Genomic DNA, 24,816 nt, shown 5'->3' on the forward strand with positions numbered 1-24,816 from the left:
TAACAATTGGTTCATGGAACAGACGCATTTCCCGACATGGCCCGAAACCGCCCCGAAACTCATCTCTGTTGCCGCAGGTCGTGCCCCTGCGGACACGGTCATTCGTGGTGGGATCTGGGTGAATGTGCACACGCGCGAGGTGTTGCCCGGGCATGACATCGCCATCGTGGCGGGGCGGATTGCCTGTGTGGTGCCGGATGCCACATATTGCACCGGGCCCGACACCCAGATCATCGAGGCCAATGGGCGGTACATGATTCCGGGGCTGTGTGATGCGCATATGCATATCGAAAGCGGTATGCTGACCCCGGCGGAATTTGCCCGCGCCGTCATCCCGCATGGCACCACCAGCATGTTCACCGACCCGCATGAGATCGCCAATGTCATGGGGTTGGAGGGCGTGCGGCTGATGCATGACGAGGCGCTGTTGCAACCGGTCAATATTTTCACCCAGATGCCATCCTGTGCGCCGTCAGCACCGGGTTTGGAAACCACAGGGCATGAGATTTCACCCGAAGACGTGGCCGAGGCGATGACCTGGCCCGGCATTGTCGGGTTGGGGGAAATGATGAATTTCCCCGGCGTTGCCAACGCGGACCCCAAGATGCTGGCCGAAATCGCGGCGACCCAGAATGCCGGCAAAACCGTGGGTGGGCATTATGCGTCGCCTGATTTGGGGCCTGATTTTGCGGCCTATGTGGCCGGTGGCCCGGCGGATGACCACGAAGGCACCTGCGAGGCGGACGCCATTGCGCGGATGCGACAGGGGATGCGGTCGATGATCCGGTTGGGGTCGGCGTGGTACGATGTGGAAACCCAGATCACCGCGATCACCAAAAAGGGGCTGGATCCGCGCAACATGATCCTGTGCACCGATGATTGTCATTCCGGCACGCTGGTCAATGACGGCCATATGAACCGGGTGGTGCGCCACGCGATCGACTGTGGCTGTGATCCGGTGGTGGCCTTGCAGATGGCGACGATCAACACCGCCACGCATTTCGGGTTGGAGCGGGAGATCGGATCGCTGACGCCGGGGCGGCGGGCGGATGTGATCCTGACGTCGGATCTGCGCACGCTGCCGATCGAGGTGGTGGTCGCGCGCGGACAAGTGGTGGCCAAAAGCGGCTCTATTACGGTGGAATGCCCGCATTTGCAGTGGCCGGACCATGCGCGGGGCACCGTGCATCTGGGGCATGCGCTGAGCGATGCGGATTTCCGGATTGCGGCACCCGAGGGGGCCAATCAGGTGCGCGCCAATGTGATCGGTGTGGTCGAAAACCAGGCCCCGACACGGGCGTTGCAGTTTGATCTGCCGGTGCGCAACGGGTTGGTCGAGACCGGGGAACTGTCCGGGGAGGCCGACGTTTGTCAGATCGCTTTGGTGGAGCGGCATCGCGCGACCGGGGGCGTGACCAATGCCTTTGTCTCTGGGTTTGGATACCAGGGCTGTATGGCGATGGCGTCAACCGTGGCACATGACAGCCACCATATGATTGTGGTGGGGACCGACCGGGCGCAGATGGCGTTGGCGGCCAACCGATTGGCCGAGGTGGGCGGTGGTATCACCGTGTTCCGCGATGGTCAGGAATTGGCGCTGGTCGAATTGCCGATTGCCGGGTTGATGTCGGACAGCCCTGCCACAGACGTCGCGGCCAAGGCGCAGGCGATGATGGAGGCCATGCAGGCCTGTGGCTGTCAATTGAACAATGCCTATATGCAGCATTCGCTGTTGGCGCTGGTCGTCATTCCCGAACTCAGGATTTCGGATCTGGGGTTGGTGGATGTGCGATCTTTCACGAAAATCCCAGTATTAGAGCCTGTTTCATGATCAACCTGTGTCTGCCACCGGATCTTCCGGCCCCCGAAACCTTTACCGATGCCACGGCAGCGGTGGATCGGTTGGTGGAGCTGTATGAAAGCGCCACCGAATATCTGTGTACCGAATTTTCCCGCGCCATGGTCAAGGGCGCGCCGGATTGCCGGATCCGCGCCTATTACCCGGAAATTCGGGTCACAACATCCAGTTTTGCCCAGGTCGACACGCGGCTGAGCTATGGCCACGTGGTGTCGCCGGGCACCTATGCGACCACCGTGACCCGACCCAGCCTGTTTCGGCACTATCTGACCCAGCAGATTGATCTGCTGATCTGCAATCACGGCCAGCCCGTCACCATTGGCCCGTCAAACACGCCAATTCCGCTGCATTTTGCGGTTGCCTCGCAGCCCGGCCTGACCGTTCCCCAAGAGGGGGCGGCGGGGTTCACGTTGCGCGATGTGTTTGATGTGCCGGACCTGAGCACCACCAACGACGATATCGTCAATGGAACGGTCCAATCGGATAGCGCAACAGGGCCGCTGGCCTTGTTCACCGCCCAACGGATTGATTATTCGCTGGCCCGGCTGTCGCATTACACGGCGACCGAGCCCGAACATTTCCAGAACCATGTTCTGTTCACCAACTATCAGTTCTATGTGGCCGAATTCGAAGCCTATGCGCGGGGACAGCTGGCAGACCCGAAATCCGGCTACGTCAGCTTTGTTTCGACGGGGAATGTCGAAATTACCGACCCGGATATGGCGATTGCGCCGGTTGAGAAGCAGCCGCAAATGCCGACCTATCACCTGAAACGCGCCGATGGCAGCGGCATCACCCTGGTCAATATCGGGGTTGGTCCGTCAAACGCCAAAACCGCGACGGACCATATTGCTGTGCTGCGGCCGCATGCCTGGTTGATGGTGGGCCATTGCGCGGGGCTGAGGAATACGCAGGCGCTGGGCGATTTCGTGCTGGCGCATGCCTATCTGCGCGAGGATCACGTGCTGGACGATGACCTGCCGGTGTGGACTCCGATCCCGGCGCTGGCCGAGATCCAGATCGCGTTGGAACAGGCCGTGGCCGAAGTGACCGAGCTGAAGGGGTATGACCTGAAGCGCATCATGCGGACCGGCACAGTCGCCACCATCGACAACCGCAACTGGGAGCTGCGCGACCAATCCGGGCCGGTTCAGCGGCTGTCGCAATCGCGCGCCATTGCGTTGGATATGGAGAGCGCAACGATTGCGGCAAACGGGTATCGGTTCCGCGTGCCTTATGGCACGTTGCTGTGTGTCAGCGACAAACCGTTGCACGGGGAATTGAAGCTGCCGGGGATGGCGTCAGATTTCTATAAAACGCAGGTGGCACGCCATCTGATGATTGGTATACGTGCTATGGAACAGTTGCGCGGTATGCCGCTGGAACGGTTGCACAGCCGGAAATTGCGTTCATTTGACGAGACCGCGTTCCTGTAACCCCACGGAAATTGCGATTTTCTGGTGGAAAAGGCGCGATTTTCCCTTGTTTTCTTACACAATCCGTTGTGTTCATACACTACATACCGTTAAAGTTACGCGATGAGGCCCCATAAGTCGGGCAGTCTTAAGGAGAAAAAAAGATGGCCAAACCGATGACCAAGACCCAGCTCGTAGCTGCTCTGGCCGAGGAAATGGGCACTGACAAAAAAGCGGCTGGTGCTGCTTTGGATGCAATCAGCGCCCTGATCACCCGCGAAGTTGCAGGCGGCGGTGCCGTGACTCTGCCGAATATCGGCAAGATCTATTGCCGCGAGCGCCCCGAGCGCATGGTGCGCAACCCCGCCACCGGCGAACAGTTCAAGAAAGAAGCCGACAAGGTGGTCAAGATGACCATTGCCAAGGCTCTGAAAGACAGCGTCAACGGCTGATAGAAACCAAGATTGGTTTTTTGGAAAGGGTCGCCCGTGGGTGGCCCTTTTTGTTTGTGAGGTGTCAGGGGGCGGTACCACGCCTTGGCCCCGTGCGCCGCGGGCAGTTGGGTGACAGAAAAGCGGCGTGCAGAATTGATCCGATGCGTGGGATGTAAAAAGCCCCCCGGCGCAGGGTCGCGCCGAGGGGCTTTTCAGTGTGTGACTGATGCAAAGATCAGTTGTCGGTGCCCGTCGACAATGTGTTTGGCGCAAACACATTGCCAAACCCGGAGTCGTTGGAAGGCGCTTTGGATTCTTCCTCTTCTTCGCCGGATTCGTCGGACTGTAGGGTATTGGGGGCAAACACACCGCCAAAGCCTGAGTTGTTGGATTTGGGCTGGGTGGTTGTGTCTTCTTGGGTTGTGCCCTCTTCCGCAGCCTTGGCTGCCGCTTCGGCAGCGCGGGCGGCGCGTTCTTCGCGCAGTTTCTGGATGCGCAGTTCTGTTTCCAGTTTTTTCTGTTCCTTGATGCTGGCCACGCATTGCGCCGGGCTGTGCACCATGGCGGTGCCGACCACGGTGATCGACCCGATCACAAAGAGCACCAGCGCCATGGCCGCAGCATTGCCGGTCAGCAGACGAGGCAGGCGGAAGCCGGTGGAGACGTCTTTGACCGAGGCACCTTTGCGCGCCAGTGCGGCCAGTTCCTTGCGTTTGATGTTGGCTTCGTTGAACAGCGCGGCAAAGATGGTCAGCACAACGATCATAAAGGCCAGGGCCGAAATCGCAGGTGTGATGCCATAGCGGACCTTTTGTGCCAGTTCGATGGTCAGGGTCGGATATTCGCCAAAGGTGAAGGTGGTGGTGTTGTAGTTTTCGAACGACGCCAGGAACGCCAGCACCGCCGCAGATGCGATCGCGGGCCGCATGAAGGGCATCAGGATCTTGCGGAAGGCCTGGGCATGGGTGGCGCCCAGATCCAAGGCCGCTTCGGTCAGGGCGATGTCATAGCGTTGCAGGCGCGCCACCAGCACCAACATGCAGTAGCTGGCGATAAAGGTGGATTGCCCGATGATGGTCAGGAACAGCCCGTTGGACAGGAAGCTGTCAGCCCCCAGCCCGAGAAAGCGGTTGACCCGGTCCCAGAACACCAGCGTCGAAATCCCCAGCACCACGCCCGGAATCAGGATCGGGGCAATGATGATGGTGTAATAGGTCGCCCGCAGCTTTGGCCAGATCTGGGTCAGCATCAGCGCCCCGGCCAGCCCCATGGTCACCGACAGGATGACGGTGCCAAAGCCGACCAGGATCGAATTCTTGATGCCGTTCAGAATGCGTTCGTCCTGAAACAGAGCCGAAAACCATTCAAACGTCAGGCATTCCCAGGGGGCCGCCCGCGGAAACCCGGGCGAGTTGAAGGCAGTGATCGACATGATCACCAATGGGCCCAGCAGATAGGCAAAGAAGAGCGCCAGATAGGCCCAGATTGAGAGGCGCAGGAAGGAATTTTTCATTTGCCGATGTCCCCCATGTTCACCTTGAACAGGCGCATCACGGCCAGAACCAGCAGGATACAGGTGACAAGCAGAACCACCGCATAGGCTGCCCCCTGGGGCCAGTTCGAATTGTCATTGAACCATTGATAGATGATCTGGGTGAACCACAGGGACGATGGGCCGCCCAGGATTTGCGGCGCAGCCAATGCGCCGGCCGACAACATGAAGACCATGGTACAGCCCGAGCTGATGCCCGGTTTGGCATAGGGAATGACCACCCGCCAATGGATCCGCCACCAGGGTGCGCCCAAGTCGCGGGCGGCTTCGATCTGGTTGTGATCCAGGCTTTCGATGACGTTGTACATCGGAAAGATCATCAACAGGATATAGGCATAGCCCAGCCCGGCATAGAGCGCGATGTCATTGCGGATAAAGTCGAACGGGGTGTCGAATACCCCCAAACCCACCAGTGCCGTGTTCAGCACGCCGGATTCGCCAAAGATGATGCGCAGGGCAAAGGCGCGCAGGATTTCATTGATCCAATAGGGAATGATCAGCATCAGCGCAAAAATGCGGATATGGTTGCCTTTGGTCTGACCCAGGTAATAGGCGATCGGATAGCACAGGATCAGGTTGAAGATGGTCACCAGCACCGCCGCAATCAAAGTGCGGTAGAACACGGTCAGATCAACCGCATTGTAATCCTGGCTGCCACCTTCGGGGCCAAACACCAGGTATTTGTAGTTCTGCAGCGTATAGACGTCGTTGGGTCCGCCGATTTCCGGGGGCGGCAGGTTGGGACGGAAGGAAAAGTCGAGCATCGACAATTGAGGGAGGATGATCAGGCCAATGGTCCAGAACAGGACCAGACCCAGCATCACGGAACCCATCAATGTGCCGTTGCGATTGAAGAAGTCTTTCAAAAAGCGTGGCATGATCTGGATCCCTATTCCGCCGCCAGTTCGCCGGCGGGAACGACCACGGCGTTGTGGACTTCGTATTCCAGGGTCATTTTCTGACCGGTGTGATCGTCAAAGGATTGTCCCAGGTTCGGAATCGACACTTTCAGTTCCTTGCCGCCATCGCCCTGGCAGAAGATGTTGAAGCTGTTGCCTTCGAATTCTTCGTGTTTGACCTGGGCGGTGACGAAATGATCGCCCTGGGTGCCGGTGGGCGCGATGGACAGGGCTTCGGGGCGGATGAACAGCATGGCGTCGTCGCCCACATTCATCCTGCCCTGGTTGGCCGTGGTGATCCGGGCCATCAGGTCGCCCGAGCGGTTGGTGCGGATCAGGGCTTCGTTTCCGATGATCTTGGAGACTTTGCCGCGGAAGACGTTGTTTTCACCGACAAAGGAGGCGGCAAAGGCGGTCGAGGGATCGTTGTAGATGGTTTTGCCATTGCCGATCTGGTCGATCACGCCCGCGCGCATCACAGCCACATCATCGGACATGGTCAGAGCTTCGCCCTGATCGTGGGTGATGTAGATAAAGGTGATGCCAACCCGTTTCTGGATTTCGCGCAGTTCCGTGCGCATGTGCTGGCGCAGCTTCAGGTCCAGCGCCGACAGCGGTTCATCCAGCAGCAGCACATCGGGTTCGGCACACAGCGCGCGGGCGATGGCCACCCGCTGACGCTGGCCACCGGACAGTTCGCTGGGCAGCTTGTCGCCCTGACCGGGCAGGGCGATCATGTCCAGCAGTTCGTCGGCCCGCTTGCGTCGTTCGCCAGCAGATGCGCCTTTGATTTCGAGCGAAAAGGTAATGTTTTCCCAGACCTTCATCAGTGGGAACAAGGCCAGGTTTTGAAAGATCAGCGCCGTGGGGCGTTTGTTCGGCCCGATCCCCGCCATGTTGCGCCCGCCGATCAGGACATTGCCTTCGGACGGTTCCAGGAACCCGGACACAGCGCGCAATATCGTGGTTTTGCCACAGCCCGATGGGCCCAGGAACGAAAAGAAATCGCCACCCTTGATATGAACATTGGCGTCACGCACAGCAACGAAATCGCCAAAGCGGATCCAAATATTTTCGAGATCAACGCCGACTCCAGCACTCATCTGGCTACTCCCTGATGCCAAATTCCACCGCGTCCAATTGGGCGCGTGATTTGGTCTTGGATTTGTTGTTATTGGTCGTGTGTCCGCGCCCCCAGAGCCGATCCGGGGACGCGGTGATCAGCGCGAGAAATCAGGCGCTCTTGAACTTGTTGACGAATTCCGTCCGCACATCCGCATACCACGGTGCTTCGGCCGGCCAGGGGTTCAGATTGGCCAGGCTGTCGCCGGGATAGGCTTCGGCAAAGTTCTTCTTGTAGGTGTCCCCCGAGAAGGTATCGGCACCCAAAACTGGCGAATTGTAGCCATGGCTGTCGATCGCCTTGCCCGCCGGTTGCTTTTGGTAGGCATAATTGATGAAGGCATAGACCTGTTCGGTATTGGTCGCGCCAACCGGCATGGAAATGCCGTCAACCCAGGCCATCGCGCCTTCGACCGGTGCCTGATAATGCACCGGCTCACCGGCGGCTTTCAGGGCCAGCGGGGGCCCGTCCCAGGTCTGGCCAACAACAACACCTTCGTTCAGCAGGCCGTTCTTTTGGGTGTCGGCATCGTTCCAGATCAGTTTGATCCGCGATTTGTACGAGATGCACCAATCCGCGATCTGTCCCCAGACCTTGCGCATGGTGTCTTCGTCACCATAAGCCGCCCAGACCGATCCCGGTTCCATCTGACCCGAGGCCTCCATGTACAGACCCGCGCCCAGCATCATCGAATGCGCGCGCCCCATGGTTTTGCCAGCGTTTTCTTCGCTCCAGACATCGCCATACGACGGGGCATCCCCGGCGGGCAGCCATTTGTCGGTGCGATAGGCAATGCCTTCGGTGCCCCAGATATGCGGCAGCCAATGCGACCCCTGATCTGCAAAGTTCCAGGCAACCGTGCCGATCTTGGCCATCGCGGGGTTCACCGCGTCGATATTGACCTTGTTCATGTCAAAGGGCTGCAACAGTTCCAGCGGACCCCACTGCAAGGACCGGTTGTTGGTGGGCGATACGATATCGAATCCCTGACCCTTGGTGGCTTTCATCTTGTTGATGATTTCTTCGTTCGACCCGATGCCGGTGTAATTCACCTTGATCCCGGTTTCGGCTTCGAACCCGGCGATGAATTCCGGTGGCAGGTAATCGGACCACATCAGAATGTTGACTTCGCCGGACGAGGCAAGTGCGGATTTCGAATAAAGCGGTGCAGCCAGCGCCGCAGCCCCGGACATTTTCAGAATTGAACGACGTGAGATTTGTGTTTTCATAATATTCCCCTTGTTGGTTCTTTGTCGGCCTTATGTCTTGCCGATTTTGTGGAAACGTTTGGTTGATTGCTCCTTTGACTTCTCCTGTGACAGGTCTCGGCGTTTATGAAACCAGGCGACTTCGCGGTCATGCCAGATCGTTTTGACAGTCATGTAAACGAGACCAAGATCTCCAAATTTTCAGTTCCTTCCGAGACAGCCGGGCCTCAATTTTCAAAGCCTCTGAAATCGAGGGGCGGCCCCGACGTCCGTGAATACATGGAAACAGGAACTGGACCGCGGTCTGTCCTCTTTACGAAACGCCCAAGTCGGCCACTTGTCCAGACATTTATCGGGCTCCGTGGCGGGAGCTTTGTGTTGTTGTGTGGTTTTTTGGGCTTTTCTGGGTGTATTTTTTGGGCGGTGCGGCTTGGTGCGCCGCCCTTTGATTTTGGGGGTGTTTCAGATTGATTGATTGAAGAGCTGCGTGAGGTTTTGTTGGGTGAGTGTGACGGGGTTTCCGCCGCATGAGGGGTCTGTGAGCGCGCCTGCGACGAGGTCTGGGATTGCGTCTGCTGTGACGCCGAGCTCGGTGAGTTTGCGGGGGATGGCGAGGCTGTCGTTGAAGGTCTGGACAAAGGTGCAAAACCCGTCAAAGCCGCCGGTGATGCCCAGATAGGCGGCGGCCTGATCAAACCGGTCGGCGATTTCGGGTGCGTTCAGCGCCAGCACGGCGGGCATGCAGACCGCATTTGTGGTGCCGTGGTGGGTGTTGAACATGGCGCCGACGGGGTGGCTCATGGCGTGGATGGCCCCGAGACCCTTCATGAAGGCGGTGGCCCCCATGGCGGCGGCCGACATCATCTGGGCGCGGGCCTCCAGATCGGTGCCGTCCGTATAGGCGCGCGGCAGATATTCCTTGACCAGGCGCATGCCTTCGAGCGCGATGCCCTGGGACATCGGGTGGTAATGGGGGCTGGAGAACGCCTCGACGCAATGGGCGAAGGCATCGAGCCCGGTGCCTGCGGTGATGGCCCTGGGCATGCCCACGGTCAGCTCGGGGTCGCAGATGACGACTTCGGGCAGCACCTTGGGGTGAAAGATGATCTTCTTGGCGTGGGTCACCGAATTGGTGATGACGCTGGCGCGGCCGACTTCGGATCCGGTGCCTGCGGTGGTGGGCACGGCCACGATGGGCGCGATGGCGTCCGCATCGGCGCGGGTCCACCAATCGTCCACATCCTCGAACTCCCACACGGGCCGGGTTTGGCCGGCCATAAAGGCAACCATCTTGCCCAGGTCCAGCCCCGAGCCGCCGCCAAAGGCGATGACGCCATCGTGGCCCCCGGCGTTATAGGCGGCAACCCCTGCGGCCAGGTTGATCTCGTTGGGATTGGGGTCGACCTCGGCAAACAGACCCCGGCCCAGACCGGCGGCCTCCAGGATGTCCAGGGTGGCTTTGGTGATCGGCAGATCGGCCAGGCCGCGGTCGGTGACCAGCAGGGGGCGTGTCATGCCGGTGGCGGCGCAGGCGGCGGGGAGTTCGCTGATCCGGCCAGCGCCGAATTTGATGTTGGTCGGATAGGACCAGTTTCCAACGAGAGACATGTTCGTTCTTCCTTCAGACAGGGTCAGGGCGGCTCTCAGCCGGTGACTTTCTTGAGATGGTAGGATTTGGGCCGGGTCAGATTGTGATAGCCGATGATGGAGAGCCCACCGCCGCGCCCGGTGTTCTTGCAGCCGGTCCAGCACAGGCCGGGGTCCAGGTAATCGGCGCGGTTCAGGAACACGGTGCCGGTCTCGATGCGATCGCCGACCGCTGCGGCGCGGTCCACATCCGCCGTCCACAGCGATGCGGTCAGGCCAAAGTCGCTGTCGTTCATCAGGGCGATGGCCTCCTGGTCACCGGACACCTTCATGATGCCCACCACGGGCCCAAAGCTCTCGTCGCGCATCACCGCCATGTCATGGGTCACGCCGGTCAGGATCTGCGGCGTCAGATAGGCCGCACCATCATCGGCCACCATCGGCGCGATATGGGCGGTTGCACCGGCGGCCACGGCGGCGTCGATCTGGGCGCGCACCTCGGCGGCGAACCGGACATTGGCCATCGGCCCCAGGGTGGTGTCCGGGTCCAGCGGATTGCCCAGGGTATAGCCGCTGACGATCTCCACGGCCTTCTCGACAAAGGCGTCATAAAGGCTCTCATGCACGTAAATCCGTTCGATCCCGCAACAGCACTGACCGGCGTTGAACATCGCCCCATCGATCAGCGTGTCGACGGCGGCGTCCAGATCGGCATCCTCCATCACGTATCCCGGGTCCTTGCCGCCCAGCTCGGTGCTGACGCCGGTGAAGGTCCCGGCGGCGGCGCGTTCCATCGCCTGGCCACCGCCGACCGAGCCGGTGAAATTGACAAAATCGAACGCCCGGCGCGCGATCAGCTCGGATGTGGTGTCATGATCCAGGAACACGTTCTGGAACACGTCCTGCGGCACGCCCGCATCGTGGAACGCCGCGGCCATGCGTTCGCCCACCAACAGGGTCTGGGTGGCGTGTTTCAACACCACGGTATTGCCGGCAATCAGCGCCGGGGCCACGGTGTTGATGGCGGTCATATAGGGATAGTTCCAGGGTGCGACGACCAGCACCACCCCATGGGGAATCCGTTTGATATATCGTTTGAATGTCGCGTCCTCGCCCACGGCGATATCAGCCAGCGCCTCCGCCGCAATCGACGCCATATGGCTGGCGCGCTCGTTGAAACCGCCAAATTCACCACCATACCGAATGGGCCGCCCCATCATATGGGCCAGCTCGGGCACGATGGCATCATTCATCGCGCCCACCGCCGCGACCCCGGCCATCACCAGGTCAATCCGCTCGGCCAACGGCCGCGCCGCCCAGGCGGCTTGCGCCCCCCGTGCCCGCGCCGCCACCGCAACAGCCGCCTCGCGCGACAGCACTGTGCGTTCGGCAAACACCGATCCGTCAATCGGGGAAATACACGTCAATGTCTGGCCCATGCCCTCAACTCCACATCTCGGATCAGGGGCACGCGCCCCTGCTTCTTTCTGGTCAAAAATACCTCGGGGGTCTGGGGGCAGCGCCCCCAGCCTTGACCCCAGCTCACGCCCGTTCGAACCCGCGCGCGACCTCCCAATCGGTCACAACGCGGGCAAACTCTTCGATCTCCACCTCGGCGGCACGGGCGTAGTGGTCGACCACATCGTCGCCCATCGCCGCGCGCAGCATGTCCGAGCCGTGCAGCGCGGTGCGCGCCGCGCCCAGATCGCCGGGGATCAGGCCGGTGTCGCCCTGATAGACATCGCCCACCGTGGGCGGCTGCAGCTCCAGACCTTCCTCGATCCCGGCCAGACCGGCGGCCAGCATGCCCGCCATCGCCAGATAGGGGTTCATGTCCGATCCCGGGATCCGGCATTCGACGCGGATGGCCTTGGACCCTTCACCACACAACCGATACCCGGCGGTGCGATTGTCCACCGACCAGATGATCCTTGTGGGGGCAAATGTCCCCTTCATGAAGCGTTTGTAGCTGTTGATATAGGGGGCCATGAAATAGGTGTAATCAGGCGCATATTTGAGCAGCCCGGCCATATAGGACTTCATCAGGTCCGACATCCCCAGCGCGTCATCCGGGTCGTGAAACGCCGGTTTGCCATCGGCCCACAGGGATTGATGCACATGGCTGGAACTGCCGACCTTGTCATGATGCCATTTGGGCAGAAAGGTTGCGGCGTGGCCCTGCTGCCAGGCGATCTCCTTGATCGCGTGTTTGGCGATCGAATGATACTCCGCCGTGTCCATGGCAGGCGCATATTTGATGTTGAGCTCTTCCTGCCCGGTCTCGGCTTCGCCCTTGGTGCATTCGATCGGCAGACCCGCCTCCCACAGGTGATTGCGGATCGGGCGCATCACATGTTCTTCCTTGGTGGTCTGCAGGATGTGGTAATCTTCGTTATAGCCCGAGATCGGCGTCAGATCGCGAAAGCCGCCCTTGCGGATCTCGTCAAAGCCCTTCTCGAACAGAAAAAACTCCAGCTCGCTCGCCATCATCGGCTCGAACCCCAGGGCGCGCACGCGGGCGACCTGACGCTTCAGCATCGCGCGCGGACTGTGGGGCACCTCGGCGTGGGTGTGGTGATCCAGAACATCACACAGCACCAGCGCGGTCCCCTCCAGCCAGGGCACAAGGCGCAGGGTGCTCAGATCCGGCTTCATCACATAATCGCCATAGCCCCGCTCCCAGCTGGTGCTCGCATAGCCTTCCGGCGTCCCCATCTCAAGATCCGTCGCCAGAAGGTAATTGCAGCAATGCGTCTCCTCCCACGCACCCCCAACAAAATGACCCCCATGAAACCGCTTCCCCATCAAACGGCCCTGCATGTCAACAAAACACACCAATACCGTGTCAATGCTGCCACCAGCCACCTGAGACTCAAGTTCCTTGAATGTGAGCGTGCTGTTCATGTCTGGTCCTCCCGAACCGCTATGTCTGTCAGTGCCGGTTCCAGCAGCATCAGGATTTCCTGCGCGCGGTCGGCAATTTCATCGGGGGTGCGCAGCAGATCGTTGCGCACCTCAAGCATGACGTTGGCCAGCCCACGCGACAGCGCATGCAGGCAGAGCGAATGGGTGACCCCATCCGCAGGGCCATAGGGTTCATTGCGGGCGACGTGGCGCTGTGGGATCCGGTCCACGTGGTCCAGCATCGCGTCCACCAGACGGCTGTCGGTGTCGTGCAACAGGCCCAGTTCAACAGCGCGGGGCTGGCCAAAATAGGTCGGCGTGAAGGAATGCACCGTCACCACGATGGTGTCTGGGCCACGGGCGTCCAACACAGAGTTCACAGCGGCGCAGAACGGATCATAGACCGCCCTGGTGCGCGCATCGCGGTCGGATTGGGTCAGGTCGGCATTGCCGGGAACCTGAATCAATTCCGATTTTGCGGGCATGGCGCTGGCGGCGTCGGGCGGGCGGTTGCAGTCATAGACCAGCCGCGACACGGTCGCGGCCACAACCGGCGCATCCAAGGCGCGCGACAACGCCAGCGCCAGATCCCGCGCACCCGGATCCCAGGCGGCGTGGCTGTCGCGGTCCGAGGGTTTTAAGCCCAGATCGCCGTAGTGCTGTGGGATGCGGCGGCTGGCGTGTTCGCACAGGATCACCACGCGGCCTGTGCCGTCTGGATTCAGGACTTCGACGGGAGCGGCTGTCATGCCGGGGTTTCCGACTTGGGCATGTCTTCGATCAGGCGGGTTTCCAGCAATTGGCCGTTGCGATAGAGGATCGGATAGGCCACCGCGGCGATATGGCTGTTGAATTCGCGGAACGCGCGCAGGGTTTCCAGGTGGATGTCGCTGGTTTCGAAACTGTCGGTGGTGCCGTGTTGCAGCCGTTTCAGATGGCGTTTGCGGCTGTCGCGTTCGGCGCGTTTGATTTCGGTTTTTTCCAGGCTCAGCAGGCGGGCGCTTTCGAGATCGTCGGAGATCAACACGTTTGACGCCAGACGCATATTGGCCAGGATGCCTTCGTGCATCTGCACCAGCTCGCTCCAGCCGTCTTTGGAGAAGGTGGCACCTTTGGATCGCATCTCGCCGGCCAGGATGGTCAGGCGTTTGGCGACCACATCGCCGGCGGTCTCTAGCCGGATGGCGTATTCCATCAGGTCACGGGCGATTTTTGCGTCTGCCTTGGAAAATTCGTCCGACGGCAATGCGGCGACAAACCCACGGATGCCTGACAGGCAATCGTTGACATCATGGTCGATGGCCTGCACCGCCTTGATCTGGTCCTTGTCACCGGCCTGATACAGGTTGAGACAGGGTTGGAACATGGCTTCGACCAGATCGGCCATGCGCAGGAGTTCCCGTTTCAGCGCGGAGAGCGCCTGGGTCGGGCTGTGCACCTGGCGCAGGTTCAACGCGCTGGTCGGGCGCATCAAATCCTGGGTTTGTTCGGCGCGGATCGGATCCTTGATCAGGTTTTCAAATGGCGATTGCAGTTTGCGACAGAAGGGCAGCGCCAGAACCAGCAGCGAGGCGTTAAAGGCCAGATGCGCAGTGACCAGCATTTGCCCACCCTGCGGATCGCCCAACAACCCGGTGCGCAGGGCCAGATTGGCCCCGAACAGGGTGATCACCGCCCAGGTGCCCCGCAGGGCCAGATTGGCAAAGGGGATGCGGCGCGCCACCGGGTCCATGCCGCGCGACAGCCAGACCGGGATAAAGCCCGAGCCAAAGTTGGCCCCCAGCACCAGCGACAGACCAGCGGCAAAGGGGATGGCGCCGATCTGAACCAGGGTGACGCACATCAGGATGGCGGCGACGCTGGAATGCATGACAAAGGCCAGCGCCCCGCCCACAAGAAAGGCGGTGATATAGTCGCGGGCCAGATATTCCGCGATCGCGGGGAGAAAGGCGCTGTCGCGGATCGGGTCCATGGCTTCGCGCAGGAAGCGCAGAGAGATCAGGATAAAAGCGACGCCCATCAGGATGCGGCCCAATTGGCGGGCTTTGCGGGCTTCGGTTTTGACAAACAGATAGCCACCGATGGCCAGCAGCAGCGGCACCAGCCAGTCCAGTTTGAATGACAGGATCTGAATGATCAGCGCCGATCCCAGATCGCCGCCCAGCACGATCGCCAGGCCGGTGGGAAAGGTCAGCAACCCGCTGGCCGCGAACCCCGACGTCAGCAGCGCCACCGCCGCCGAGCTTTGCAGGACGATGGCCAATGCAATGCCCACCATGCTGGCCTGTGCATTGCTGCGTTGTCCGGTCAGAACACGTTGGAACGACGCGCCATAGCTGCGTTCGATGCCGGTGCGGACCATGCGCACCGCAAACAGCAGCAACATGGTCGCGCCTGCCAGGCTGATGAGAAAGCTAACAATTGCCATGCGTCTATCCGTGGATCAGGGTGAGAAGCTGTTGGTGCAGCGCAGGGGTCGCAGCCGAGACGACGCGCCCGTCCGACTCCATCGTCAGCGGATTTCCGTCCCAATCCGTCATGATCCCGCCTGCGGCCTGGATCACGACAGAGACGGGCATGTAGTCATAGGGCTGCAGGTCATAGTCGATCACCGCGTCCACATGACCGGCAGCCAGCAGAGCATGAGGATAGCAGTCATAGGCAAATCGGCGGGTCTGGCCGGCGCGGGTCAGACGATCAAACAGGGCCGGATAATCGCGATAGATCTTTTCGCCTTCGTTGATGAACAGGATCGACTGGTTCAGATCGGTTTGGGTCGAAGTGTGGACCGGGTCGCCGTGGAGCGTGGTCTGATGACCACGGACCCCGACAAAGGTTTCGTTCAGGGCCGGCATTCCGATCACGCCGATCTGCGGCACCCCGTCAACCAGATGCCCCAGCAGAAACCCGAACAGCGGATGGCCCGACAGAAACGAACGGGTGCCGTCGATGGGATCGACAATCCACAGGTTGCGGCTGTCTCCACCGGTGATCCCCTCTTCTTCGCCAAAGACGCCGTGATCGGGGAAATGTTCGCTCAGATAGGCACGGACCTGCGCTTCGACGCCTTTGTCGGCCTGGGTGACCGGGCTTTCGTCGGATTTGAAATCAATGCCCAGCGCGCCGCGAAAATATCCGCGTGCGGCGTCGGCTGCGATGTCGGCGATGCGGGTTGCGTGTTCGACCAGATCAGACTGTGTCAGCATTGCGGGTCTTTCCGTCTGCGAGAAGTGTCGTGATGTCCCAATCGGCCAGCGCCTGTGCCAGAGTCGGATCTGGGGTCTGGTCGGTCACCATGTCGTCGACCTGGGACGGTTTCAGCCCGATGTGGGGGGCTTTTTCGTTGAATTTGTGATGGGTCATCGCCATCAGCACACGGTCGGCATTTTCGGCAATGATCCCGCCCAGGTCGGCTTCGGCGGCGTTGAGATACAGAAAGCCGCGTTTGGGTGACAGGGCATCGGCGCTGAGCACGGCCATGTCGAAGGAGAACCGACGGGCCTGTTTTTCGGTGACATAGCCAAAGGCACCGCGTTCGTCGCTTTGCATTTCTCCGCCCAGCAGATGCACCCGGTTGTCATTCTGGCTGACCAGGGTCTGGGCCACACCGATGGAATTGGTTGCCACGGTCAAATTCGACCGGCGGCTCAGCTTTTCCGCGACAAAGGCCGTGGTCGAGCCAACATCGAGAAACAGGCACATGCCGTCATGGATCTGGTCCACCACACCGGCCGCGATGACGCGTTTTTCGGCAGCATTCTGGGAGATGCGGCGGAAGAAGCTGGGGTCGTTCTTGTTTCCGACCAGATAGGCACCGCCGTGTACGCGGGCGACTTCGCCGGATTTGGACAGGGATTTGATGGTTCGACGCACGGTTTCTTCGGAGACGTCCAGCGCCTTGGCCAGATCGGCGCTGCGGGCGGATCCACCCAATCGACGCAACGCTTCGATCAATTCGACCTCTCGATGTGTGTGTGGCGCCCGAACTTGCACATTTATCCCCATTTACCCAAACAATTCACACAAAGACACACAAACTTCACAATTATCAAGCTCTTTTTTGTTGAGCGATGTGTGGATTTGTGGAAAGTCGGGATGTGTCAGGGTCAGGGACCGAGGGGTCCGTCGCGTGATCCGGCCCCCAGAAATCGAGCGTCGGCAGGAAAATCAGATGACCGAAAACCGGAATGTTCTCTTTGTTATCATCGACCAATTGCGGGCCGATTGCCTGTTCGGGTCACTGGCGGATCATGTGGATTTGCCCAACCTGCGCGCCCTGATGGACGAGGCTGTGACCTTTACCCGACATTTTTCGGTGACCAACCCCTGCGGCCCGTCACGCGCGTCGATCCTGACCGGGCAATATGCGATGAATCACCGGTCGGTGCGCAATGGCACCCCGTTGCGCCACGATGCGCCCAATATCGCGACCAGTATGCGTAAGGCCGGGTATCTGCCGCTGTTGTTCGGGTATACCGACACCTCGCAGGATCCGCGTGTCTTTGATGCGGATGATCCGTTTCTGACATCATATGAAACCCCGATGCCCGGGTTTCACGAGGTGATGGAAATGCGCCAGGAAATGTCGATACCCTGGCGGTCGCATTTGATGAACCAGGGCTATGAATTCGACAGGTATTGGGATGTCTACACACCCGTTTCTCCGGCTGGCGCGCCGCCGCGGTTGAACGATCCGGCGCTGTATCGGGCCGAGGACAGCGATACCGCGTTTCTGACGGATGCGTTTCTGAACCACATGCCGGCCTGTCGTGATCAGGGGTGGTTTGCGCATTTGACCTATATTCGGCCCCACCCACCATTGGTGGCCCCTGCGCCCTATAACGACATGTATGATCCGGATAGTTTGCCCAGCCCCGTCGGTCTGGACACGGCCGCAGCGGAAACCGCGCTGCATCCGTTCTTTGGTCCGGCGTTGGGCTATGCGACCCCGGCCAAATTTGTCGAAGGGTTTCCGGATCTGGAGCCAACGGAGGACAATATCCAGACCCTGCGGGCGATCTATCTGGGGTTGGCAACCGAAGTGGACCACCATGTGGGGCGGGTCGTGCAATTTCTCAAGGACAGCGGGCAATACGACAGCACGTTGATCGTGGTGACGGCCGATCACGGCGAAATGCTGGGAGATCGTCATGCGTGGGGCAAGATGAATGTTCATGATGCGGCCTATCACACCCCGCTGATCATCCGGCAGCCCGGCAATGCCGCGCGCGCGGGGACCCGGATCACAGCGCCGACAGAGTCGATTGATGTCACACCGACGATCCTGGACTGGATCGGGCAGGAGATCCCCAATTCCATGGACGGGCGGTCGCTGTTGCCGTTGCTGCGCGGGGAGAGGCCGCAGGATTGGCGGCCGTATACGTTTTCCGAGCTGGATTTCGGGGCTCCGATGCAGCCGACCGTCTGGCAGACCGCATTGGGGACGGATGCCAGCGAGTCCAATCTGAGCATCCTGCGGGACGATCGATTTACCTTGGTCGAATTTGCCGCCGACCTGGCCCCGATGCTGTTTGATGGGGGCGGTGCCGGATCCGACGCCTTGGTGAATGTTGCGGACAGGCCGGAGTATCAGGCGGATCTGGCCCGGTTGACGCGACAGATGCTGCGCCATCGCATGAAGAACATGGATCACACGTTGTCGTTGACGACGATTACCGATGCTGGTGCCGTGGTTCGGCCACGGCGCGGCTGAGGCGCAACGGGGGCGCAACGGGGGCGCGGCTGAGGGGACAGCGAGGGCGGATCCGGCCCTGACAGTGCTTTTCATGTTCAGGATTTTCTTGTAATCGCCGGATGGGTGGGCAAGGGTCCGCGGGATGGGCCCGGACGGACCCGGATGGACCTGTCAGGCAAAGGATCTGCTATGGATATGCGCGCGATCGCCATGGGGCTGATGTTTGCGTTGATGTGGTCATCGGCCTTCACATCGGCACGGATTATTGTTCAGGATGCCTCGCCGTTGTTTTCGCTGGCAGTCCGATTCCTGATTTCCGGGCTGATCGGGGTCGCGATTGCCCGTGCCATGGGGCAGAGCTGGCGGCTGACGCCGTTGCAATGGCGCGCCACGATCCTGTTCGGAATTTGCCAGAACGCGCTGTATCTGGGGCTGAACTTTGTCGCGATGCAGACGGTTGAGGCGTCGCTGGCGGCGATCATCGCATCGACCATGCCGTTGCTGGTGGCGCTGGCGACCTGGTTGGTGATGGGGGAAAAGCTGAAACCGCTGGGGTTTGCCGGGCTGATCGCCGGTATTGTCGGCGTGGCGCTGATCATGGGGACGCGGATCGGGTCGGGAACCGATATGTTCGGCGTGCTGTTGTGCTGTATCGGCGTGCTGGCGCTGACCTTTGCCACATTGGCGGTGCGGGGGGCGATTTCGGGCGGCAATTTCATGATGGTTGTGGGGTTGCAGATGCTGGTGGGGTCCGCCGTGTTGTTTGTCGTGGCACCGCTGACCGAGGATATTTTTGTCAACCCGACGGTGCGTTTGGGGTTGGCCTTTGCCTATACCACGTTGGTGCCGGGGTTGGCGGCGACGTTGATCTGGGTGCTGTTGCTGAACCGGATCGGCCCGATTCGGGCGGCGACCTTCCATTTTCTCAACCCGGTGTTCGGGGTTGCAATTGCCGCCGTGTTGCTGGGGGAAAAGTTGGGCCCGCTGGATGTGGTAGGTGTGCTGGTCGTGACCGTGGGCATTCTGGCTGTGCAGCTGTCCCGGCAACCGGAGCGCTCCCGTCCGGTCACGCAGGGCTGACGCCCGGCGAGACCCGTTGGGCGTGGCCGCGCCGGTCGGCGCGGCGGGTGCACAGATCCGCGAGACGTTGAAATAATAGTTGGAAATCGCCCGGGGCCAGCCCATCTGTTGACGAACGACAAAACATCGGAGGATGACATGCGCCAATACACCAAGGATCCCGACGCCGTTGCCGCCCTTTCGCCCGAGGAATACCGCGTGACCCAGCAATCGGGCACGGAGCGACCGGGCACTGGCAAATTGTTGGAGAACAAGGATCCCGGGATCTATGTGGATATCGTATCCGGCGAGCCGCTGTTTGCATCGTCGGACAAATACGAAAGCGGCTGTGGCTGGCCGAGTTTCACCAAGCCGATCGAACCGGCCCATGTTGCCGAGATCGAAGACCGGACATTGGGCATGATCCGCACCGAAGTGCGGTCGACCCATGGCGACAGCCATCTGGGCCATGTGTTTCCGGATGGCCCGCGGGATCGGGGTGGGCTGCGGTATTGCATCAACTCGGCGTCATTGCGGTTCGTGCATCGCGACGACATGGAGGCCGAAGGCTATGGGGATTATCTGAACCAGGTGGAGGACATCGCATGAGCACCACGCAACGCGCCGTTTTGGCGGGGGGATGTTTCTGGGGGATGCAGGAGTTGATCCGGCATCGTCCGGGCGTGATTTCGACCCGTGTGGGATACACCGGAGGCGATGTGCCCAATGCCACCTATCGCAATCACGGCACCCATGCCGAAGGCATCGAGATCGTGTTTGATCCGGCCCGTACATCCTATCGTGAGATGTTGGAGTTCTTCTTTCAGATCCATGACCCGACGACCACGAACCGGCAGGGCAATGATGTCGGGATGAGCTATCGGTCAGCGATCTATTTTGTCGACGAGACGCAAAAGGCGGTGGCAGAGGACACCATTGCCGATGTCGAGGCGTCAGGGATCTGGCCCGGCAAGGTTGTCACCGAAGTCGAGCCGGTTGGCGCGTTCTGGGAGGCGGAACCGGACCATCAGGATTATCTGCAACGTTTGCCACAGGGCTATACCTGCCATTTCCCGCGCCCGGATTGGGTGTTGCCGAAACGGGCGCAGGCCTCCTGAGCAAGGGCCGGACGGTGCGTGCAAGCACGCACCCTACGCAGGGTCGGCTGCGGCTGACCCGTGGTGGATCAGCTGGTCGTCGGCCAGTCTGGTCCGCCGCCGGGATCCAGGGCCATTTCGGCCCGGATCCAATCGGCGAATGCGGTGATATGCGGCGAGTTGTCCGCCTGGGGAGACAACAGCAGGTAGTAGGCTTCGGGCATTCGGGCGCGATGGGCAAACGGGGCGATCAGCTGTCCGGTTTTGAGCAGCCGCAGGGCAATCGCATCATGCACGAGACACATCCCGCCGCCCGTCATCGCCACCGACAGGCTGACCAGATATGTGGTGGAATAGGTGATTGGGGGATCTGGCCACGGCAGGTCCTGATCCTCGGCCCAGCTGGCCCAATTGGCCAACAGATTTGAACAATCATACAGCGGATGATCGGCCAGCGTATCCAGCGTGACCGGATACCCCGGCGCACAGACCGGGTAATAGTGATCCCCCCGCAGGATTTCGGTGCGCACCGTATCGGATGGGCGCAGGGAATAGCGGATTTCAATATCCGCGCCTTCGGCCATTTCGCGGGGTTCCCACAGTTCGGTTGACAGGCTCAGCCGGACCTCGGGGTGTTGCGCATAGAACCGCGGCAACCGGGGGGCCAGCCAATTCACCGCAAAGGTAATATTGGACTGCACCCGCACCACATTCTGTTGCGTGCCGGTGATGGCGCGGGTGCCGCGCACCAAGGTGTGAAACGCCTCGCGCACCACAGGCAGATAGGTGATCCCGGATTCGGTCAGCACCAGCGCCCGGGGGCGGCGGTGAAACAGGGGCCGGCCCAGATGCGATTCGAGCGATTTGATCTGCTGGCTGACCGCGCTTTGGGTCATGTTCAGATCCCGCGCCGCGCCGGTGAATGACAGGTGGCGGGCGGCGGCTTCGAATGTGCGCAGCCAGCCGAGAGGAGGGAGGGCGTTTTTCATGTTCATAATCTTGGCATAAGTCATGCTAATGGCAAGATGCGTTTTTTTTCGTTGGTCAAATGCGGGCGCAAGATGCAGGTTTTAGCGATCAGATCCGACCCCTCCGATCCCCGGGGACCTCTTTCGGGACTACCCCCAGGACTTACCAAGGACAGAATTTATGAGCGTGACCAATCTTCGCCCCAATATCGATCACTGGCAGGAACGTGTCGATATGGCTGCGACCTTTCGCTGGACCGAGCGGCTGAACATGCACGAAGGCGTGGCCAATCATTTCAGCCTGGCGGTGAATGACGATGGCACCCAGTTTCTGATGAACCCCAATCAGATGCATTTCGCCCGCATTCGCGCGTCTGATTTGTTGTTTCTGGATGCCAATGATCCGGATGTGATGAACCAGCCCGGTGCCCCGGATCCGACCGCATGGGGGCTGCATGGGTCGATCCATCGGCTGTGTCCGCATGCGCGGTGTGTGATGCATGTGCATTCGATCCACGCCACGGTGTTGGCGACGCTGGCCGACAGCAACCTGCCACCCATCGATCAGAACACCGCGACGTTTTACAACCGCTATGTGATTGATGATCATTTTGGCGGGCTGGCATTTGACGACGAAGGCGCGCGCTGTGCGGCGGCGTTGAGCGATCCCAAGAAAAAGACCATGATCATGGGCAATCACGGCGTGCTGATCATTGGCGATAGCCCCGCCGATACATTCAACCGGCTGTATTATTTCGAACGTGCGGCGGAAACCTATATCCGGGCGTTGCAGACCGGGCAAAAGCTGCGGGTTCTGTCGGATGAGATTGCCGAAAAGACCGCGCAGGAGCTGGAAGATTACCCCAATCAATCCGAAGCGCATCTGAGCGAAATCAAAGCGATCCTGGACGACGAAGGATCGACTTACGCCAGCTGAGACAAGATCGGGCAGTGGCGGGAAAACCCCGCCCTGCGCATCTGATTGGCCCGCCACGAGGACCCACCATGTTGGATACCAAAGACACCCGGGCGCGCACCCTTGCCGCCCGCCACTATATCCGTGCCGACGTTCTGGAGAACGAACGCGAATTGTTCCTGCGCAGCTGGCAGCTGGCCGGGCATGTCGGGCAACTGAAAGAGCCCGGTGATTTCATCACCCTGTCGCTGTTTGATCAGAACATATTTCTGGTGCGGGACCGGTCGGATGTGGTGCAGGCGTTTTACAATGTCTGCCCGCATCGGGGTCATCAGCTGGTCGAAGGGTCGGGACACAAGGCGGTGCTGACCTGTCCGTATCACGCCTGGACCTTTGGGTTGGATGGTAATCTGCGCGGCATGCCGAAACGCGGTGGCGCGGGCGCGCCGGAACGCTCGGATGTTTGTCTGAGCGCGGTGCGGGTCGAGGAGCTGGCCGGGTTCCTGTTTGTGAACCTGGACCCCGAGGCCCAGCCATTGGCGGAGTTTGCACCCGGTCTGGCGGCGCAGATGTTAGAACGCGTGCCCGAGCTGGTGGATCTGGTGGTCGAGGGCGACACTGCCTATGGCCACACCTATACCTGCCGGTCGAACTGGAAGGTGATGTTGGACAATTATCTGGAGTGCCACCACTGCGGCCCGGCGCATCATTCGTTTGACGACATGATGAACATCGCCCAGAACCGGTTCGAGCTGTACCAGAATTACACCTATCAAGGTGCCCCCACGGCGATGAAGGCCGACAATGCGGCCTTCCGGCTGGATCTGGAGCATGACGTGCTGGAGGGGCAGTTCTGGTTCCTGTTTCCCAACACGGTTTTTGGTCAGTTCCCCGGTGCACGTGGGTTTTATGCCTCGCGGTTTGATCCGGTGACGCCGGATCTGACCGAACGGCGGTCGTTGTCGTTGACCACGGCCGCGCCCACAGACCCGGATATGGCGGAGCGCAACCGGTTGCGCACCGAATGGTCGACGACTGTGGTGTCGGTCGAAGATCGCAACCTGTGCGAAAACGTGCAAAAGGGCATGCATCAACGCGGGTATCAACAGGGGTGGTACATCACCGACCCGGATGCGCACGACATTTCCGAACACGCGATGCGCCATTTCCACGACATCTATCTGGCGGCGATGGGGGAAGAATCGTGAAGAACATCTACACCTTTGGCGGCCAACCGGCGCGGCGCAATCTGACCGTGGCCTGTCTGCGCGCCAACAAGGCGGCCGGGGTCAAGATGACCCAGGTGTCAGCCGTGACCGAGGACGAGGCCCGCGCCTGCGAAGAGATGGGGATCGACATGATCACCATTTCGGATGTGGATTATGACGCTGTGCGCCGGGGCGCGCCGCAGACGTTCATCACGTCCAGCCAGACCATGTGCCAGTATTACGAGCCGCAGGAATGCCTGACGGCGGCGTTGAAATCGGCGGAAAAAGGCGCCGATGCGGTGTTTACCCCGCGCGGCATGGGCATTGTCGAATTGATCGCCAACGAAGGGTTGGCGGTGCAGGGACATGTCGGATTGGTGCCGCGCAAATCGACCCTGACCGGCGGGCTCAAAACCTATGGCAAGACCGCCGAGGAAGCGATGCAGCTGTTGGAGTGGATGCGCCGGTACGAGGACGCAGGCGCGGTGGCGGTCGAGGTCGAATGCGTGGCGGTCGAGGCATTGGCCGCGATCAATCACAAGACCACGCTGGTGACCCATTCCATCGGGGCCGGGTCGGGGGGCGACATCATCTTTTCGTTCATGGAGGACATCTGTGGTGACGTGGAAAACCCGCCCCGCCATGCCAAGGCCTGGGGCGATGTGGGGTCGATCCGCAAGGCGTTGGCCGCCGAACGGGACAAGGCGTTGACCGGGTATCGCACGGATGTGCAATCGGGGGTTTTCCCCGATGCCGACCATACGGTTTCGATGCTGCCGGGCGAGGCCGACAAGCTGGCCGAGGCGTTGCACGGGTGGAAGACGCTGCACCAATAGGCGTGCCAGACGACAGTCAATATGGGTGCCAGAGCGCCTGATCTGAAATCGACACGA

At 60.5% G+C, this 24,816-nt stretch carries 22 protein-coding genes; 10 read left to right on the top strand and 12 right to left on the bottom strand.

The window, feature by feature from the left end:
• Positions 1-13 precede the first annotated feature (13 nt).
• From ade to K3727_01480, 3 genes are all read left to right on the top strand, one after another.
• Positions 14-1,831, top strand: coding sequence for an adenine deaminase (ade, locus tag K3727_01470; GenBank protein ID UWQ91512.1), 1,818 nt, complete (start codon positions 14-16; stop codon positions 1,829-1,831).
• Complete coding sequence (locus K3727_01475; protein ID UWQ91513.1) at positions 1,828-3,294, top strand: AMP nucleosidase; 1,467 nt, start codon at positions 1,828-1,830, stop codon at positions 3,292-3,294. The genes ade and K3727_01475 overlap by 4 nt, the downstream gene beginning before the upstream one ends.
• 143 nt (positions 3,295-3,437) lie before the next feature.
• On the top strand, positions 3,438-3,725 hold the full coding sequence (locus tag K3727_01480; protein UWQ91514.1) for an HU family DNA-binding protein: 288 nt from the start codon (positions 3,438-3,440) through the stop codon (positions 3,723-3,725).
• Positions 3,726-3,942: 217 nt separating this feature from the next.
• Here K3727_01480 and K3727_01485 read toward each other — a convergent pair whose 3' ends face one another.
• From K3727_01485 to K3727_01535, 11 genes are all read right to left on the bottom strand, one after another.
• Positions 3,943-5,220 carry an ABC transporter permease gene (locus K3727_01485; protein ID UWQ91515.1) on the bottom strand — a complete coding sequence of 426 codons (1,278 nt, stop codon included), beginning with the start codon at positions 5,218-5,220 and terminating at the stop codon, positions 3,943-3,945.
• The gene (locus K3727_01490) at positions 5,217-6,137 is read right to left on the bottom strand and encodes an ABC transporter permease (protein UWQ91516.1); all 921 of its coding nucleotides are present in this window, start codon (positions 6,135-6,137) and stop codon (positions 5,217-5,219) included. Before K3727_01490 ends, K3727_01485 begins: the two co-directional genes overlap by 4 nt.
• Positions 6,138-6,148: 11 nt before the next feature.
• On the bottom strand, positions 6,149-7,261 hold the full coding sequence (locus K3727_01495; GenBank protein ID UWQ91517.1) for an ABC transporter ATP-binding protein: 1,113 nt from the start codon (positions 7,259-7,261) through the stop codon (positions 6,149-6,151).
• A 130-nt stretch (positions 7,262-7,391) separates the two neighbouring features.
• A complete protein-coding gene (locus tag K3727_01500; GenBank protein ID UWQ91518.1) occupies positions 7,392-8,510 on the bottom strand; it encodes an extracellular solute-binding protein in 1,119 nt (372 codons plus the stop codon).
• 441 nt (positions 8,511-8,951) lie between these two features.
• Complete coding sequence (locus K3727_01505) at positions 8,952-10,097, bottom strand: iron-containing alcohol dehydrogenase (protein ID UWQ91519.1); 1,146 nt, start codon at positions 10,095-10,097, stop codon at positions 8,952-8,954.
• A 35-nt stretch (positions 10,098-10,132) separates the two neighbouring features.
• On the bottom strand, positions 10,133-11,515 hold the full coding sequence (locus tag K3727_01510; protein ID UWQ91520.1) for an aldehyde dehydrogenase family protein: 1,383 nt from the start codon (positions 11,513-11,515) through the stop codon (positions 10,133-10,135).
• A 103-nt stretch (positions 11,516-11,618) separates the two neighbouring features.
• Positions 11,619-12,980 (bottom strand): glutamine synthetase family protein, encoded by a 1,362-nt coding sequence (locus K3727_01515; protein UWQ91521.1) that lies wholly within the window; start codon positions 12,978-12,980, stop codon positions 11,619-11,621.
• On the bottom strand, positions 12,977-13,729 hold the full coding sequence (locus K3727_01520; protein ID UWQ91522.1) for an N-formylglutamate amidohydrolase: 753 nt from the start codon (positions 13,727-13,729) through the stop codon (positions 12,977-12,979). Before K3727_01520 ends, K3727_01515 begins: the two co-directional genes overlap by 4 nt.
• Positions 13,726-15,408, bottom strand: a complete 1,683-nt coding sequence (locus tag K3727_01525) for a Na/Pi cotransporter family protein (protein UWQ91523.1) — start codon at positions 15,406-15,408, stop codon at positions 13,726-13,728. Before K3727_01525 ends, K3727_01520 begins: the two co-directional genes overlap by 4 nt.
• 4 nt (positions 15,409-15,412) lie before the next feature.
• Positions 15,413-16,186, bottom strand: coding sequence for an inositol monophosphatase (locus tag K3727_01530; GenBank protein UWQ91524.1), 774 nt, complete (start codon positions 16,184-16,186; stop codon positions 15,413-15,415).
• Positions 16,170-16,985 (bottom strand): DeoR/GlpR family DNA-binding transcription regulator, encoded by an 816-nt coding sequence (locus tag K3727_01535; GenBank protein ID UWQ91525.1) that lies wholly within the window; start codon positions 16,983-16,985, stop codon positions 16,170-16,172. The genes K3727_01530 and K3727_01535 overlap by 17 nt, the downstream gene beginning before the upstream one ends.
• A 166-nt stretch (positions 16,986-17,151) precedes the next feature.
• On the opposite strand from K3727_01535, the gene K3727_01540 reads away from it, so the two are divergent.
• The 4 genes from K3727_01540 to msrA all read left to right on the top strand — a co-directional run bounded on the left by K3727_01540 (position 17,152) and on the right by msrA (position 20,852).
• Positions 17,152-18,693, top strand: a complete 1,542-nt coding sequence (locus tag K3727_01540) for a sulfatase-like hydrolase/transferase (GenBank protein UWQ91526.1) — start codon at positions 17,152-17,154, stop codon at positions 18,691-18,693.
• A 171-nt stretch (positions 18,694-18,864) separates the two neighbouring features.
• Entirely contained in the window at positions 18,865-19,755 is an 891-nt protein-coding gene (locus tag K3727_01545; protein ID UWQ91527.1) for a DMT family transporter, read from the top strand.
• A 138-nt stretch (positions 19,756-19,893) separates the two neighbouring features.
• Entirely contained in the window at positions 19,894-20,343 is a 450-nt protein-coding gene (gene msrB / locus K3727_01550) for a peptide-methionine (R)-S-oxide reductase MsrB (GenBank protein UWQ91528.1), read from the top strand.
• On the top strand, positions 20,340-20,852 hold the full coding sequence (gene msrA, locus K3727_01555) for a peptide-methionine (S)-S-oxide reductase MsrA (protein UWQ91529.1): 513 nt from the start codon (positions 20,340-20,342) through the stop codon (positions 20,850-20,852). Before msrB ends, msrA begins: the two co-directional genes overlap by 4 nt.
• 68 nt (positions 20,853-20,920) lie before the next feature.
• On the opposite strand, the gene K3727_01560 is transcribed toward msrA, so the two are convergent.
• Positions 20,921-21,820, bottom strand: coding sequence for a LysR family transcriptional regulator (locus tag K3727_01560; protein UWQ91530.1), 900 nt, complete (start codon positions 21,818-21,820; stop codon positions 20,921-20,923).
• A 160-nt stretch (positions 21,821-21,980) separates the two neighbouring features.
• On the opposite strand from K3727_01560, the gene K3727_01565 reads away from it, so the two are divergent.
• From K3727_01565 to K3727_01575, 3 genes are all read left to right on the top strand, one after another.
• Positions 21,981-22,736 (top strand): class II aldolase and adducin N-terminal domain-containing protein, encoded by a 756-nt coding sequence (locus K3727_01565; protein ID UWQ91531.1) that lies wholly within the window; start codon positions 21,981-21,983, stop codon positions 22,734-22,736.
• A 68-nt stretch (positions 22,737-22,804) separates the two neighbouring features.
• Positions 22,805-23,923 carry an aromatic ring-hydroxylating dioxygenase subunit alpha gene (locus K3727_01570; protein UWQ91532.1) on the top strand — a complete coding sequence of 373 codons (1,119 nt, stop codon included), beginning with the start codon at positions 22,805-22,807 and terminating at the stop codon, positions 23,921-23,923.
• Positions 23,920-24,759, top strand: a complete 840-nt coding sequence (locus K3727_01575; GenBank protein ID UWQ91533.1) for a 3-methyl-2-oxobutanoate hydroxymethyltransferase — start codon at positions 23,920-23,922, stop codon at positions 24,757-24,759. The genes K3727_01570 and K3727_01575 overlap by 4 nt, the downstream gene beginning before the upstream one ends.
• The last annotated feature ends 57 nt before the right edge of the window (positions 24,760-24,816 follow it).

The organism is Rhodobacteraceae bacterium M382 (genome assembly GCA_025141015.1).
GTDB classification, from domain to species: domain Bacteria; phylum Pseudomonadota; class Alphaproteobacteria; order Rhodobacterales; family Rhodobacteraceae; genus Aliisedimentitalea; species Aliisedimentitalea scapharcae.

Coding starts and splice junctions, on each gene's coding strand:
- K3727_01495 (UWQ91517.1), bottom strand. CDS start 7,261: ATGAGTGCTGGAGTCGGCGTTGATCTCGAAAATATTTGGATCCGCTTT.
- K3727_01480 (UWQ91514.1), top strand. CDS start 3,438: ATGGCCAAACCGATGACCAAGACCCAGCTCGTAGCTGCTCTGGCCGAG.
- msrA (UWQ91529.1), top strand. CDS start 20,340: ATGAGCACCACGCAACGCGCCGTTTTGGCGGGGGGATGTTTCTGGGGG.
- K3727_01515 (UWQ91521.1), bottom strand. CDS start 12,980: ATGAACAGCACGCTCACATTCAAGGAACTTGAGTCTCAGGTGGCTGGT.
- K3727_01475 (UWQ91513.1), top strand. CDS start 1,828: ATGATCAACCTGTGTCTGCCACCGGATCTTCCGGCCCCCGAAACCTTT.
- K3727_01540 (UWQ91526.1), top strand. CDS start 17,152: ATGACCGAAAACCGGAATGTTCTCTTTGTTATCATCGACCAATTGCGG.
- msrB (UWQ91528.1), top strand. CDS start 19,894: ATGCGCCAATACACCAAGGATCCCGACGCCGTTGCCGCCCTTTCGCCC.
- K3727_01570 (UWQ91532.1), top strand. CDS start 22,805: ATGTTGGATACCAAAGACACCCGGGCGCGCACCCTTGCCGCCCGCCAC.
- K3727_01485 (UWQ91515.1), bottom strand. CDS start 5,220: ATGAAAAATTCCTTCCTGCGCCTCTCAATCTGGGCCTATCTGGCGCTC.
- K3727_01500 (UWQ91518.1), bottom strand. CDS start 8,510: ATGAAAACACAAATCTCACGTCGTTCAATTCTGAAAATGTCCGGGGCT.
- K3727_01510 (UWQ91520.1), bottom strand. CDS start 11,515: ATGGGCCAGACATTGACGTGTATTTCCCCGATTGACGGATCGGTGTTT.
- K3727_01535 (UWQ91525.1), bottom strand. CDS start 16,985: ATGGGGATAAATGTGCAAGTTCGGGCGCCACACACACATCGAGAGGTC.
- ade (UWQ91512.1), top strand. CDS start 14: ATGGAACAGACGCATTTCCCGACATGGCCCGAAACCGCCCCGAAACTC.
- K3727_01525 (UWQ91523.1), bottom strand. CDS start 15,408: ATGGCAATTGTTAGCTTTCTCATCAGCCTGGCAGGCGCGACCATGTTG.
- K3727_01560 (UWQ91530.1), bottom strand. CDS start 21,820: ATGAAAAACGCCCTCCCTCCTCTCGGCTGGCTGCGCACATTCGAAGCC.
- K3727_01490 (UWQ91516.1), bottom strand. CDS start 6,137: ATGCCACGCTTTTTGAAAGACTTCTTCAATCGCAACGGCACATTGATG.
- K3727_01545 (UWQ91527.1), top strand. CDS start 18,865: ATGGATATGCGCGCGATCGCCATGGGGCTGATGTTTGCGTTGATGTGG.
- K3727_01520 (UWQ91522.1), bottom strand. CDS start 13,729: ATGACAGCCGCTCCCGTCGAAGTCCTGAATCCAGACGGCACAGGCCGC.
- K3727_01565 (UWQ91531.1), top strand. CDS start 21,981: ATGAGCGTGACCAATCTTCGCCCCAATATCGATCACTGGCAGGAACGT.
- K3727_01530 (UWQ91524.1), bottom strand. CDS start 16,186: ATGCTGACACAGTCTGATCTGGTCGAACACGCAACCCGCATCGCCGAC.
- K3727_01505 (UWQ91519.1), bottom strand. CDS start 10,097: ATGTCTCTCGTTGGAAACTGGTCCTATCCGACCAACATCAAATTCGGC.